General features: G+C 69.4%; 12 protein-coding genes. 7 read left to right on the top strand and 5 right to left on the bottom strand.

Annotation, left to right across the window (positions count from 1 at the left end; genetic code table 11):
• Positions 1–144: 144 nt before the first annotated feature.
• The 3 genes from GWK61_RS17320 to GWK61_RS17310 all read left to right on the top strand — a co-directional run bounded on the left by GWK61_RS17320 (position 145) and on the right by GWK61_RS17310 (position 3,623).
• The gene (locus GWK61_RS17320; protein ID WP_194909419.1) at positions 145–1,044 is read left to right on the top strand and encodes an alpha/beta hydrolase; all 900 of its coding nucleotides are present in this window, start codon (positions 145–147) and stop codon (positions 1,042–1,044) included.
• Positions 1,045–1,161: 117 nt separating this feature from the next.
• On the top strand, positions 1,162–1,659 hold the full coding sequence (locus tag GWK61_RS17315; RefSeq protein WP_194909418.1) for a pyridoxamine 5'-phosphate oxidase family protein: 498 nt from the start codon (positions 1,162–1,164) through the stop codon (positions 1,657–1,659).
• 161 nt (positions 1,660–1,820) lie between these two features.
• On the top strand, positions 1,821–3,623 hold the full coding sequence (locus GWK61_RS17310) for a S53 family peptidase (RefSeq protein WP_194909417.1): 1,803 nt from the start codon (positions 1,821–1,823) through the stop codon (positions 3,621–3,623).
• A gap of 65 nt (positions 3,624–3,688) precedes the next feature.
• Here the strand turns inward: GWK61_RS17310 and GWK61_RS17305 are convergent, their stop codons facing one another.
• Both GWK61_RS17305 and GWK61_RS17300 read right to left on the bottom strand, forming a co-directional pair.
• Complete coding sequence (locus GWK61_RS17305) at positions 3,689–4,690, bottom strand: hypothetical protein (RefSeq protein ID WP_194909416.1); 1,002 nt, start codon at positions 4,688–4,690, stop codon at positions 3,689–3,691.
• A 107-nt stretch (positions 4,691–4,797) separates the two neighbouring features.
• A complete protein-coding gene (locus tag GWK61_RS17300; RefSeq protein WP_194909415.1) occupies positions 4,798–5,730 on the bottom strand; it encodes a helix-turn-helix domain-containing protein in 933 nt (310 codons plus the stop codon).
• A 167-nt stretch (positions 5,731–5,897) separates the two neighbouring features.
• Between GWK61_RS17300 and GWK61_RS17295 the strand changes: the two genes are divergently transcribed.
• Positions 5,898–7,337 carry an MFS transporter gene (locus GWK61_RS17295; protein ID WP_194909414.1) on the top strand — a complete coding sequence of 480 codons (1,440 nt, stop codon included), beginning with the start codon at positions 5,898–5,900 and terminating at the stop codon, positions 7,335–7,337.
• A 52-nt stretch (positions 7,338–7,389) separates the two neighbouring features.
• Here the strand turns inward: GWK61_RS17295 and GWK61_RS17290 are convergent, their stop codons facing one another.
• On the bottom strand, positions 7,390–8,175 hold the full coding sequence (locus GWK61_RS17290) for a CYTH domain-containing protein (RefSeq protein ID WP_194909413.1): 786 nt from the start codon (positions 8,173–8,175) through the stop codon (positions 7,390–7,392).
• 209 nt (positions 8,176–8,384) lie between these two features.
• On the bottom strand, positions 8,385–8,624 hold the full coding sequence (locus GWK61_RS17285) for a hypothetical protein (protein WP_194909412.1): 240 nt from the start codon (positions 8,622–8,624) through the stop codon (positions 8,385–8,387).
• Between the two features lie 13 nt (positions 8,625–8,637).
• Between GWK61_RS17285 and GWK61_RS17280 the strand changes: the two genes are divergently transcribed.
• A complete protein-coding gene (locus tag GWK61_RS17280) occupies positions 8,638–9,171 on the top strand; it encodes a TetR/AcrR family transcriptional regulator (RefSeq protein ID WP_194909411.1) in 534 nt (177 codons plus the stop codon).
• 180 nt (positions 9,172–9,351) lie between these two features.
• A complete protein-coding gene (locus tag GWK61_RS17275) occupies positions 9,352–10,152 on the top strand; it encodes a glycoside hydrolase family 75 protein (RefSeq protein WP_194909410.1) in 801 nt (266 codons plus the stop codon).
• A 112-nt stretch (positions 10,153–10,264) separates the two neighbouring features.
• Here the strand turns inward: GWK61_RS17275 and GWK61_RS17270 are convergent, their stop codons facing one another.
• A complete protein-coding gene (locus tag GWK61_RS17270) occupies positions 10,265–11,785 on the bottom strand; it encodes an MFS transporter (RefSeq protein ID WP_194909409.1) in 1,521 nt (506 codons plus the stop codon).
• Between the two features lie 164 nt (positions 11,786–11,949).
• On the opposite strand from GWK61_RS17270, the gene GWK61_RS17265 reads away from it, so the two are divergent.
• The gene (locus tag GWK61_RS17265) at positions 11,950–12,690 is read left to right on the top strand and encodes a TetR/AcrR family transcriptional regulator (RefSeq protein ID WP_194909408.1); all 741 of its coding nucleotides are present in this window, start codon (positions 11,950–11,952) and stop codon (positions 12,688–12,690) included.
• The last annotated feature ends 492 nt before the right edge of the window (positions 12,691–13,182 follow it).

The raw sequence follows: 13,182 nt of genomic DNA, 5'->3' as shown, positions 1-13,182 counted from the left end.
ACCGGGCCGGTCTGTCAGAACGTTCACCGAGTTCGTCGACGGCCGTCGGCGGCCGTCTGCGGCCGTCTGCGGCCGTCTGCGTTCATCGACGTTCATCGGCAGGACGTTGACGCCACAGTAAGTGGACGATATCGTCCGTTTAATATGACCCAGCAACAGCGCCAAGCCCTCGACGAACTCCTGCGGCACGGCCCCCTCGACCTCGGCGGCGACGTCACCGAACAGCGCGCGATCTTCCACGAGATGATGACGTCCGTCCCGTTGCCCGACGACGTCTCGACCAAGCAGGACCAGCTCGGCGGCGTGCCGGTGGTGATCGTCGAGACGCCGGACCTCGATCCGAGCGCGGTGATCCTCTACCTCCACGGCGGCGCGTACGCGGTGGGCACCGCGGGCGAGTTGGTCGGCCTGGCCGCGGACGTCGCGCGCCGTGCCGGGGCGCGGGCCGTGTCCGTCGACTACCGGCTCGCTCCGGAGCATCAGTTCCCCGCGGCCCTCGACGACGCCCTGGCCGCCTATCGCGGCCTGCTCGACTCCGGCGTTCCGGCCGAGCGCATCGCGTTCGTCGGCGAATCGGCGGGCGGCGGGCTGGTCGCGGCCACGCTGGTGGCGGCCAGGGATGCCGGTCTGCCGCTGCCCGCGTCAGCCGCCGTGTTCTCGCCGTGGGCCGACCTGTCGGCGTCGGGCGCGAGCGTGACCGGCAAGGCCGCCCTCGACCCGGCGCTCACTCCGCGGGCGCTGCACGTCAGGGCCCAGGACTACCTCGGCGACCGCGACCGCGCCACGCCGCTGGCCAGCCCGATCTTCGCCGACCTCACCGGTCTGCCGCCGCTGCTCGTTCAGGTCGGCTCGCACGAGATCCTGCTCGACGACGCGATCCGGCTGGCCGCGCGCGCCGCAGAGCACGACGTGCAGGTCGAGCTGCAGGTCTGGCCCGGGGTTCCGCACGTCTTCCAGAGCTTCGCCGTGATGCTCGACGAGGCGAAGGAGGCCCTGGACGCCGCCGGTGCGTTCCTCAAGCGGAACTGGTCCGAAAAGATCTAGAAAACTTCTCGCCGTTTGTTGTCGTTGGTTGTCGAGACCGGCCGGCCGGCTCCGTCCCCGGGGTGCGAGCAGCCGACCGGCCGACTCGACGACAGCGGAACAGAGGAGCGCAAGACCATGGAGCAGCACGAGATCACCGAGATCCTGAACCGCCCGCTCAGCCAGGAGCTGCTGGCGCGCGACCTGACCCGCCTGGCGTATGTCGCCAAGGACGGGACGCCGCGCAACGTGCCGATCGCGTTCGCCTGGAACGGTTCGCAGATCGTGATGTGCACGACGAAGAACGCCCCGAAGCTGCCGTCGCTTCGCAAGAACCCGCAGGTCGCGCTGACCATCGACACCGAGTCGCACCCGCCGAAGATCCTGCTGATCCGCGGGAGCGTCGAGCTGGACGTCGTCGACGGCATCCCCGAGGAGTACCTGCAGATCAACGGCAGCTACGAGATGACGCCGGAGCAGCGCGTCGAGTGGGAGGCCGAGGTGCGCTCGCTGTACGACGGGATGGTACGCATCGTCCTGACCCCGACGTGGGTAAAGCTGATCGACTTCGAGACCACGCTGCCCAGCGCTGTCGAGGAGCTGGTGCAGGAGCGGGCTGCGCGGCAGGCCTCGTGACAGCGGCACCCGTTTTCAATCTCAATTCAAGGAATTGAAACCGCCCGCCAGAGGCACTGTGAACCGGTCTATCAGCCGTCCCCACCCTTCTCCACACTCCCTCTCAACCCCCGGAATCAGGCTGCGAACAACGCGGCCGACGGGGTTTGAGAGGAGCACACATGAGGCGGATACTCCTGGCCGGCGCCTTGCTGTCGGCCGTATCCACCGCCGTGGCCATGGCTTATGTGGCGCCGGCCGAAGCGGCTTCGGCCCCGCAGATCGTCCCTGCCGCCTGTACCAGTGCCCCCGCCGGGCATGCGCATTGCAACGCGTTGCAGCTGGTGCATGGTGGGGCTCGGTCCGGGGCTCGGTCCGGGGCGCGGTCGGCGGCTCCGACCGGCTTCGGGCCCAGTGACATCCAGTCCGCGTACAACCTCGGCAACAACCCGGGCAGTGGGCAGACGGTCGCCATCGTCGACGCCTACGACGACCCCAACGCCGAGAGCGACCTGGGGACGTACCGCTCGCAGTGGGGCCTGCCGGCGTGCACCACGGCGAACGGGTGCTTCACGAAGGTGGACCAGAGCGGCGGCAGCAACTACCCGACCGGGGACTCCGGCTGGGGTGTGGAGATCACGCTGGACCTGGACGCGGTGAGCGCCGCGTGCCCCGGGTGCCACGTGCTGTTGGTGGAGGCGAACTCCAACAACGACACCGATCTGGGGGCGGCCGTCGACGAGGCGGTGAAGCTCGGTGCGAAGTTCGTGTCCAACAGCTACTCCGACGCCGAGAGCAACTTCAGCACCGGCCTGGACTCGCACTACAACCACCCCGGCGTGATGATCGCGGCGGCGACCGGCGACAACGGGACCCAGTCCGGGTCCAACGCCCAGTTCCCGGCGACCTTCCCGAGCGTGGTGGCGATCGGCGGGACTTCGCTGAGCAAGAGCTCGAATTCGCGCGGCTGGTCGGAGTCTGTGTGGAACAACGGCGGCTCGGGCTGCTCGTCGCTGTTCGCCAAGCCGGCGTACCAGCAGAACGTCACCACCGACTGCAACAACCGGGCCAGCGCCGACGTCTCGGCCGACGCGGACCCGAACACCGGCCTGGCGGTCTACGACACGTACAGCCAGTCCGGCTGGCTGGAGTACGGCGGCACGTCGCTGGCCACGCCGCTGATCTCGGCGATGTGGGCGCAGGCCGGGGCTCCGGCCTCCGGCGACAACGGTGTGTCGTACGTGTACGCCAACGAGGCGAAGTTCAACGACGTCACCTCCGGCAGCAACGGCTCCTGCGGCACGGTCATCTGCAACGCGGGCACCGGCTGGGACGGTCCGACCGGTGTCGGGACGCCGAACGGCGTCGCCGGCTTCGCCTCGGGCAGCACTCCGCCGCCGCCGAGCAACGACTTCTCGGTGTCGCTGAGCCCGACGTCGGGTTCGGTGAACGCGGGCTCGTCGGCCACATCGACGGTCGGGACGAAGGTCACGGCCGGTTCGGCGGTGACGGTGCAGTTGTCCGCGTCGGGTCTGCCGTCGGGTGGCTCGGCGAGCTTCAGCCCGGCGTCGGTGAGTGCCGGCAGCAGCTCGACGATGACGATCAGCACCTCGGCCTCCACGCCGGGCGGGACGTACTCGGTGACCGTGACCGGGACCGCGGGGAGCACGACGCATTCGGCGACGTACTCGTTGACCGTCAACGGCTCCGGCGGCGGCGGGACCGTCACGGTGACCAATCCGGGCAACCAGTTCGGGTTCGTCGGGTTCCAGTCCCCGGACCTGCAGATCCGGGCCTCCGACAGCAAGAACCTGCCGCTGACGTTCAGCGCCAAGGGCCTGCCGCCGGGGTTGAGCATCAGCTCGTCCGGCGACATCTCCGGCACCCCCACGACGGCGGGCACCTACCGGGTGACCGTCACCGCCACCGATTCCGGCGGCGGTTCGGGCACCACGACGTTTGGAGACACCGTGTATGGATTCTGATGCGCTCTGACGGGTCCTGTCTCAGGGCACTGCGGAGCCGCCCTGCTGCGGGATAGGACCGGAATTCACTGACCGGGCGGGTCTGCACGACGTATCGACGGTGCGTCGTTCAGGCCCGCTCCCCAGTCCCAGCGCAGGCCGACGACGCCCGGCGGGACGTCGGTCGCCATGACGTGGGCCTGGCCGGTCGCGCCGACCCAGACTTCGCGGACGCCCTGGTCGGGGGCGGCTTCCGTGCGCCGCTCGTACCGCACGCAGCGCGCCGGGACGGTCGCCGGGTCGAACTGGACGCGCAGGACGTACATCGCGGTGGCGTAGGGGAAGAAGCGCTGGTAGAAGTCGGTCTCGGTGGGCGGCGTCGGGGACAGGCCGGTGAGCTCGTAGTCCACGACGGCGGTGTCTCCCCGGCGCAGCACCCGGTCGAAGAGCAGCTCGGCGGCGACGAAACCGCTGTCGGCGGCGATGCGCACGCGCCCCACGCGGCAGCCGTGCAGCGCGGTCAGGACCGGCGACGGCGAGGGCGGGTCGTAGGTGCGGTAGAGCACTGTCATACGGCTCAGGTCATCGACCTCGGCCCGCAGCACCTGGCACGTCGACAACGACAGCTCCCGACGGTCGGGCCCGAGGCTGTAGCGGTCCAGCGTGGACAGGCGCGTGAGTTCCAGGCGCCCGGCGGGATCGAGGCCGCGCAGCAGGTCGTCGTACTCCCGGTGCGCACCCCACGCGTCGACGACATCGAGCCCTGACTCCCGCCGCGCCGCCGACCGCCCCCGCGGCCGCCGCGGCCCCAACTGCCCGCTCAGAGCGCCCGCCGAAAGCCCCAGAACCTCCTCCAGCAACCGCACGGCGTTCAATGACTCCGGCCGCTCCGGCCGACTCAGCCCGCGCCGCCAGTAACTCAAAGTCGCCATCGACACGAACGCCCCACGGGCGGCGAGCTCCGCGCGCACCTGATCGAGCGTCAGCCCACTGGCCTCGATGGCCAGGTGCAGCGTCGCGGAGAAGGGTCCCATGCGCACCGCATGGGCCAGGTCACGCTGTAGCGGTCCCAAGCGAGCGGGCTCCATGGATAGCAGTATCGCGCCGAGGTCAAGGATGGTCGGGAAGCAGCATGTTGACGCACTGTCGCCACGGCGGGAAACGCTTGTCCCCGCTCAGCAAAACGGCCGAACCGTCACAGGCTCCTGCCGTGTTCGACGTCAGCACCCTGCTCTTCGTCGGCGTTGAGAACCCCCGCGCCGCCGGTGCCCTCAAGAAGACCGGCGCCCTCCATGTCCAGCAGCACCATCGCGTCGTAGTCGGCGGTGCCCGGTTCGGCGCTGTAGACCACGACGCGGCCGCCCTCCATGCGGTTGATCTCCATCACCTCGTGGCTCAGCGTCATCGTGCCGACCGTGGGGTGCAGGAAGGTCTTCTGGCCGTTGCCGACGCGGCGGACGTCGTAGCGCTCCCACATGCGGCTGAATTCCGGGCTCTTGACCGCGAGTTCGCCGACGATGGCGGCCAGTTCGGGGTCGTCGGGGTCGCTGCCGGCCACGGCACGCAGGTGCGCGACGCAGCTTCGGGCCTTGATCTCCCAGTCCGGCCAGAGGGAGCGGGCCTGCGGGTGCAGGAAGGTGTAGCGGATGGTGTTGCGCTGCTTCTCGGGGTAGTCGACCATGCCGGGGGTCAGGGCCAGACCGCTCGGGTTCGTCGCGAGCATGTCGTTCGTGCGGCCCAGGACGTAGGCCGGGCAGGGACGCACCGTTTCGAGCAGCCGGCGCAGGGTGGGGCGGACCGTGCGCGAGGTCGATGCCGCCGGGCGGAAGCCCGCGCCGCCGCGTGCGGCTTGGGCCGCGAGCTCGCGCAGGAAGGCGAGTTCCTCGGCGTCCAGGCGCAGGGCACGCCCGAGCGCGTCGACGACGGCGGGGCTCGGCCGGGTCTCCTTGCCGCGCTCCAGGCGGATGTAGTAGTCGATGCTGACGCCTGCGAGCGCCGCCAGCTCCTCGCGGCGCAGGCCCGGGGTGCGGCGGGTGCCCGCGCCGACTGGCAGGCCGAGGTCGGCCGGGGCGACGCCGGCCCTTCTGGCGCGCAGGAATCTGCCGAGTTCGGGTTGCTGCTCGGTCATGATCCCGAGTGTGCCGAACGCCGCCGCACAAAGGGAAGGCGCGAGAGGGGCCCTGTCGCACCCCCCGCTGCCACAGCCTGGAACAACGCGGTCTGCCTGTCCCGCACGGGTCCTGCGACGGTGGTTTCGCGGCGGCCAGACCGGCCGTCCGCAAGGGAGGGGCCACCATGCCTATCGCCGGCAACACACAAGACGTGCAGCGTGCACAGCGCGCGCAGGACACGGACCGCACGCACGATCGCAGCCACACGAACGACGCCACAACCCGCACCACCTCACCGAAACTCACCCTCTTCGCCGCGCTCCTCGGCTTCGTCATGATCGCCCTCGACACCTCCGCCGTGAACGTCGGCCTCCCGGCCGTCGGCCGCGGCCTCGGCGGCTCCACGGCCGGACTCCAGTGGATCGTCGACGCCTACACGCTCATGTTCGCCGCACTCCTGCTGTCCGCTGGCGCCTTCTCCGACCGGCTCGGCGCGAGCCGCCTGTACGCCGACGGCGCTGCGGCCTTCACCCTGGCCTCGGTGGCCTGTGGTCTGGCCCCGAACCTCGCCTTCCTGATCGTGGCCCGCCTCGTGCAGGGCAGCGCGGCGGCGTTGATGCTGCCGTCCTCGCTGGCGCTGGTACGTCAGGCGTTCCCGGACGCGAAGGCCCGCGCTTCCGCCATCGCGCAGTGGACGATGGCCGGTGCCGCCGCCACCGCGGTCGGCCCGGTCCTCGGCGGCGCTCTCACCAGCTCGGTGAGCTGGCGCTCGATCTTCTTCCTGAACCTGCCGGTGGGTCTGGTGATCCTGGCCGCGATGCGGCGCACCGAGCGTTCCGTGCGGCGTCCGGCCCCGCTCGACCTGCCGGGCCAGATCACCGCGATCCTGGGCCTGGCCGCCTTGACCTACGGCGTCATTTCCGGCGGCGCCTCCGGGTTCGGCCGGCCGCAGTCCTGGGCGAGTCTGCTGGTGGCGCTGGTGTCCATGAGCGCGTTCGTGGCGGTCGAGCGCCGGACGAAGGAGCCGATGCTGCCGCTGGGGCTGCTGCGCGACCGGGTCGTCGCGGTGTGCCTGGCGGTCGGCTTTGTCATCAACGCCGCCTACTACGGTCTGATCTTCGTCTTCGGCCTGTTCGCGCAGGACATCCTGGGACGCTCCGCGGTCGGCGCCGGGCTGGTCTTCGTGCCGACCGCCGTGCTGTGCACGGTCACCAACCTGTTCTCCGCCCGGGCCGCCGCACGCTGGGGCGCGCGCACGCCGGTGCTCGTCGGACAGTTCGCCTGCGCGGTCGGACTGCTGCTCCTGCTGCTGGTGAACCGCCACACGAGCGCCACGACCCTGGCGCTGTTGCTGCTGCCGCTGGCCGGCGGCCTCGGTTTCGCGGTGCCCTCGCTGACCGCGATGATGCTCGGCGGGATCGCGCCGGAGCGGGCCGGCCTGGCCGGCGGGGTGCTCAACTCGTTCCGGCAGACCGGCGGGGCGCTCGCGGTGGCCGGGTTCGGCGCGCTGGTCGCGCAGCACGGCGGGTTCGTGACCGGGATGCATCTCAGCCTGCTGATCGCAGTGGTGCTGCTGGCGGCCACGACGCTGGCCACGCTGGCACTGCCGAAGGTGAATCGGTGACGTCGGCCTGACGACCTGCCGGCCTGACGACCTACTGCCGCCTACTGCCGACTTACTGCCGCGTGAAGTAGTCCAACGTCGTGTCGGCCTTGGTCGGACACGGCCCCGACTGTGTGATCCGGTGCAGGTCCAGCAACGCCTTCGCGTCCAGCGCGGTCTGGAGCAGATCCGTCGACGTGCACCGGGTCGACACCTCCAGCAGCCGTGAATCGTCCGGATACATCCACTCCTGAAGCTCCAGACCGTCACCCGGCTCGCCGTCGCGCGGCCGGGTGCGGTGCACCTCGACCGGGCCCAGCGCGTCGAGCTCGTCGATGGTGACGCGGCCGGACAGCCGGCTGTCCATCAGCGCGATCTGGTCGTCGGAGAACAGCGTCCGCAGCTTGCTGCGACCCTCCACGGCGCGCTCGACGGAGGTTCGGCCCAGGCGCTGCTTGAGCGCTCCGGAGCAGACGAAGCTGTCGGGCGTCACGTCCACCTCGACGCTGAAGTCCTCGCACCGGCGCATGGCGGTCGGGACCCGGTCGGGATCTATCGGCCGGAGCTTGACCACCGAATCGTTGAGCCGCTCACCGCCGCGCACTCGCGCCAGCACCCCGTGCCGACGCAGTGTCAGGTCCGGCGTGTCGAGGTAGTACACGTTCCGTACGCGCTCGACTCCGATGCCGAGCAACGCGCGAACGGCGTCATAAGACTCCTCGGCCACGGTGAACTTCAGCTCCACCTGGCCGACCTCGCGCACCAGCGTGAACATCCGCTCCAGATCGCTGCCGGGCAGCCTCCAGGCCTGCCGGGCCGCGTGGCGCTCCGGCTTCTTCAGCGCTTTCAGGTCCGCCACACCTCCCCGTACATCGGCCATCGAGAGTCCCGACGGCACACAAAGAATCCATCATACGTGAACTCTTCTCATTATTCGAGGACTGACGCTCACTTGTGAGCACCGGCACATCGGGAAGGATTGCGGATTGAGCACATCGATCGCTCCGTAAGGCATCGGTGACCTACCGTAGCGAGCGGCTCAATAGCAGAGACTTGCCGGCCGCGAGGTCAGCTCAGAACACTGAATACCTCCTCGCCGCGATCGCGAGCCGCGTACATCTCCCACGCGGTGCCGGCGATGTCGTCCGGGTTCAGCGTCGCGGGCGGCACGTCGCCGAAGTTCTCCGGATGCGCCAGGACGTATCCGTGGATGTCGCCGCGCTCGATCAGCCCGCCGATCGTGAGGGTGCCGGCGTAGACGCCGGTGTCGGCCAGGCCGGCGTTGAGGGTCAGCGCGTAGTTGCGCATCGCGGCCGAGGTGATGGCGAGGGCGCCGAGGGACGAGCGCGACGGCGCGGCCGGCGCGGCCGAAACGGCGGGCCATGGACATGCCGAGGCCGGGACCGACCCCGGTGACGACAGCAGCACGCTGTACGCGCACTTCCCGACGCGCGACGCCTTCTTCGAGGCGATCTTCCCGGCGCGCTTGGCGGCGCTGGAGGAGCTGGGCAGCACGGCCCTGGCCGATCCCGATCCGTGGCAGGGCTTTGTCGGCTACCTGGAGAACCTGTTCGCGATGCACGCCGAGGACCACGGCCTGAACGAGGCCCTGGCCCGCGACCTGCCCGACGCGGCCGGCGCGGTGAAGTCGTGCCAGCAGGGCGTGGGGCACGCGAGCGAGCTGATCGACCGGGCCCACGCCGACGGCCGGCTGCGCGCCGACTTCACGGTGGCCGACCTGTCCACGCTGACGCGCGCCATGACCCGGGTCATCGGGGACTCGATCGACGCCGGCACCGACGAGTGGCGGCGCTTCCTGGCGATCTACGTCGACGGCCTGCGGGCCGGGGCTTGATCCGGATTCGGCGTAGATCGTTTTCCCGGCAAGATCGAGAAATACCCGCCTACACCCGCCTACACCAAGCGGAAGTAAATTAAAGATGATCAAGTGATGGACGATTGCGCAACCGGGTGCGACGGTGCTTCGATTCTCGTTAGGAAACTTTACTGACGAGAAGCGGAAGGCCACCACCCCATGTCGTCGACCCGTACGCGCATTGCCCTGGCAGCCGCCGGAGCACTCGCGCTCGCCACCCAGTTCGCCGTCGCGAACGCCCACGCCGCGGTCCCCCACGCCGCCGCGACCCCCCACACCGTCTCGGCGCAGCCCGTCGCCGCGGACACCACGTACACGGCCGCCCAGGTCCTGGCCGGTGTCAAGAGCCACTCCACGACCTCGACCAAGGTCAACACCAAGCCCCACATCAACACGATGACGCGGGCCATGAACGTGAACGTGTACCAGGTCGCCACCGGCGTCTACGCCTACTCCTCGAGCATGGCCATCGACGACGACGGCAGCGACCCGGACCCGGACCCCGACCACCAGGGCCAGACGACGTTCCAGGACAGCAACGGCAAGCAGCTCGGTGCGCACCACGTGCCGTACTACGTCCTGGGCGACGACTGCTGGGACAAGAAGTCCCCGTGCCCGCACTTCTTCTACAAGGAGCACGGCATCTCGGGCCGGCAGTTCGCGCTGGTCTTCTACAAGAGCAAGGTCATCGGCGCGATCTTCGGTGACACCCAGACCGGGAACAGCCAGACCACCTCGTCCAACGACTCGCGCGAGCTCGGCGAGGCGTCGGTGAAGGCAGCCTCGCTGCTCGGCATCCCGAGCAGCGGCACCACCGGCGGCGTGGACAACGGCGTGACCGTCGTGATCTTCTCCGGTTCGTCGTGGGTCGTGAACGGCACCAACGCGAACCTGAGCAACAACGCCCAGGCACTGGTGCAGAAGGCGCTGAACACCCTCGGCCCGAAGGTCGTCGGCTAGGCGAGTAGGCAATTGAGCAAGTAACCCCCCACGCACAGCAAAGGGCGCGGTCAGGCGGTGTTCACCGCCTGACCGCGCCTTTCGTTCGCGTCCTGCTACACGTTCCGAACCACTAGGCGTGGATCGCCGGGGCCGCGTCCGGGTCCGCCGGGTCGGGCTTGCCGGACTTCAGGATCAGGCCGCAGATGAAGGCGCCGACGCCGAAGATCGCCGCGGCCCACCAGAACGCGACCACGTAGCTGTGGATCGCGGCGTTCGCCTGCACCACCGGGCTACCGGCGTTCTTGCCGACCAGGTAGTTGGTCAGCGCGGTGGCGGCCAGCGAGTTGAGCAGCGCGGTACCGATCGAGCCGCCGATCTGCTGCGCGGTGTTCACCATCGCCGAGGCGACACCGGCGTCGTGGGCCTCGACACCGGAGGTGGCGGCGTTCATCGCCGGGGCGAAGATGGCGCCCATGCCGATGCCGACGAGCACGATCGGGCCGAGGATGTTCGAGACGTAGCTGGAGTTCAGGCTGATGCCGGTGAGCCAGACCATGCCGCCGCCGGCCAGCAGCATGCCGACGAAGACCAGGATCTTCGCGCCGATCCGCGGGTAGAGCTGGGTGGTGCTGATCGTCGCGGTGATCATCAGGGCGGCGACCATCGGCAGGAAGGCGACGCCGGTCATCACCGGGGAGTACTTCAGGATCTCCTGCAGGTAGTAGTTCAGGAACAGGAAGACGCCGAACATGCCGATGCCGGTCAGGAACATCGCCAGGTAGGAGCCGCCACGGTTGCGCTCCAGGATGACGCGCAGCGGGAGCAGCGGGCTCTTGCTGCGGGTCTGCCAGAAGGTGAACGCGACCAACAGCACCACGCCGGCGGCCAGGAAACCCCACGTGCCCGGGGCGCTCCACGGGTGGGACTCGGCGTTGGCGAAGCCGTAGACGATGCCGAACAGGCCGGCCGAGACCAGGACCGTGCCGGGGATGTCGAGCGAGGGCCGGTCGGCGCTGCGCGCGTGCCGCGGGATCAGCACGGCGGCGCCGGCGATCGCGATCACGCTGATGCCGACGTTGACGAACAGTGTCCAGCGCCAGTTCAGGAACTCGGTCAGCACACCGCCGAGCAGCATGCCGATCGCCGCGCCGGAACCGGCGATACCGCCGAACACGGCGAACGCGGTGGCGCGCTCCTTGGCCTCGGTGAAGGTCGTGGACAGCAGCGACAGCGCGGCCGGGGCGAGCATGGCCCCCGCGACACCCTGCAGCGCCCGCGCCAGGACCAGGATCTCGAAGTTCGGGGCGGCACCGCCCAGGGCGGAGGCCGCGGCGAAGCCGACCAGGCCGATCAGGAACATCGCGCGCCGGCCGATGACGTCGGACACGCGGCCGAACAGCAGCAGCAGGCTGCCGAAGGCCAGGGAGTAGGCGGTGACGATCCACTGCCGGTCGCCGTTCGAGAAGCCCAGCGCCTTCTGCGCGTCCGGCAGCGCGATGTTCACGATGGTCACGTCGAGCACGATCATCAGCTGGGCCAGACCGATGATCCCCAGAATGAACCAGCGCCTGGCGTGGTGGGGGTCGGTGGAGACGGAAGGTGGGGCGTCGGCTGTCTGCGCACCCGCTCCCGTCGTCGTGACATCTGCCATGGTTCTCGTCCCCTGCATCCGGAGGTGCCTCTTCCACTTACCGGATCGACTGTACCAGCAATGTGGAGGACTTGCCTCCACATGGAGAGAGGTGTTCCATTTAACTGCGTCTAAGATTCACCCGGCCCTCCACCCGGAGGCGCCGCCACTGGCAGGAGCAAGCCGTGACGAACGCGAAGACCGAGGTGGCGACACCCGTGGCGGCCCCCAACCCGCCCCCGGCCCGTCCGCTCCGCAGGGACGCCGAACGTAACCGGCAGCTCATCCTCGACACCGCGAAGACGGTCTTCGCCCACCGAGGCCTCGACGCATCACTCGACGAGGTGGCACACGAAGCGGGCCTCGGCGTCGGCACCGTCTACCGCCGCTTCCCCAACCGCGACGCCCTGATCGACGCCCTGTTCGCCGACATGCTCACCTCCATCGAACGCATCGTCGCCGAATCGATGGCCCTCCCCCGCGCCTGGGACGGCCTGGTCCACTTCATGACGGCGATGCTGGAATCCCAAGGCCGCGACAAGGCACTACGGGACCTGATGCTGTCCCGGCAGAAGTACCTGGAACAGTGCGAGGTGGACAAAGAGGAGGTCGTCCGCGAGACCGTGGAACCGGCCCTCTACGAGATGATCGACCGCGCCCAGATCGAGGGCGACCTCCGCCCAGACGTGGTCGCGACGGACGTCGGTGTGCTGCTGATCTCAGCCGTCGGCGTAGTCGACTTCACGGCCCCGGCCGACCCCGAGGTCTGGCGCCGGCACCTGGCGGTGATGCTGGACGGGCTACGCGCACGAGCGGCCGGGGACACCTTCGCGCTCGCGCCCGAGCCGCTGGACGACGACCAGCTTGAGGTGTGCATGACCGGCTGGAAGTACGGGACGCGGGATACGCCGCGGCGGCGGTCTTAGGGCTCGCAGTGGGCGGGCGGTCGGGGGCCAGTGGTGACGGGTGAGCCCGGCCCGGCCGTGTCGTTCGAGGGTCCGAAGGACCATGCGGGGTGTTGGTTCTGGGTCCCTCGCCGCGTCAGCGGGCGCAGCCAACCTGCCCGGTTTGGCGGAATCAAGCCGGGCGCAACCGGACCACAGCAGCAGCGATGCGGCTTGATTCCGCCAAACCGGGCTGGTTCCGTTTACGGCGATGACGCGGCGAGGGACCCAGAACCCGGCGACCACAAGCAGCACCGCCACCGCACAACGCGACGCAGGCAACAGCGGATGCAAAGCCGAACAGTCGCGGACCGCCGCCAAACAGCCGGACGCACGGGTCGCCCCCTCGTCGAGGAGGCCCCAATGCCGTTGGTTGTGGTGGGCATGTATGTGTTCTGGTTGGTGTTGGAGGTGGTGTGAGTGGTTTGAGGCATCCGTGGACCGGGTTGACGTCGTTGGTGAATCTGGGTGTGT

The organism is Catenulispora rubra (assembly GCF_015356825.1).
GTDB classification, from domain to species: Bacteria; Actinomycetota; Actinomycetes; order Streptomycetales; family Catenulisporaceae; genus Catenulispora; species Catenulispora rubra.
This window is presented reverse-complemented; position numbering and strand designations above follow the sequence as displayed.

Excerpts from the sequence above, each read along its gene's own strand:
- GWK61_RS17320 (WP_194909419.1), top strand. The coding sequence starts at position 145 with ATGACCCAGCAACAGCGCCAAGCCCTCGACGAACTCCTGCGGCACGGC.
- GWK61_RS17315 (WP_194909418.1), top strand. The coding sequence starts at position 1,162 with ATGGAGCAGCACGAGATCACCGAGATCCTGAACCGCCCGCTCAGCCAG.
- GWK61_RS17310 (WP_194909417.1), top strand. The coding sequence starts at position 1,821 with ATGAGGCGGATACTCCTGGCCGGCGCCTTGCTGTCGGCCGTATCCACC.
- GWK61_RS17305 (WP_194909416.1), bottom strand. The coding sequence starts at position 4,690 with ATGGAGCCCGCTCGCTTGGGACCGCTACAGCGTGACCTGGCCCATGCG.
- GWK61_RS17300 (WP_194909415.1), bottom strand. The coding sequence starts at position 5,730 with ATGACCGAGCAGCAACCCGAACTCGGCAGATTCCTGCGCGCCAGAAGG.
- GWK61_RS17295 (WP_194909414.1), top strand. The coding sequence starts at position 5,898 with ATGCCTATCGCCGGCAACACACAAGACGTGCAGCGTGCACAGCGCGCG.
- GWK61_RS17285 (WP_194909412.1), bottom strand. The coding sequence starts at position 8,624 with ATGCGCAACTACGCGCTGACCCTCAACGCCGGCCTGGCCGACACCGGC.
- GWK61_RS17280 (WP_194909411.1), top strand. The coding sequence starts at position 8,638 with ATGGCGAGGGCGCCGAGGGACGAGCGCGACGGCGCGGCCGGCGCGGCC.
- GWK61_RS17275 (WP_194909410.1), top strand. The coding sequence starts at position 9,352 with ATGTCGTCGACCCGTACGCGCATTGCCCTGGCAGCCGCCGGAGCACTC.
- GWK61_RS17270 (WP_194909409.1), bottom strand. The coding sequence starts at position 11,785 with ATGGCAGATGTCACGACGACGGGAGCGGGTGCGCAGACAGCCGACGCC.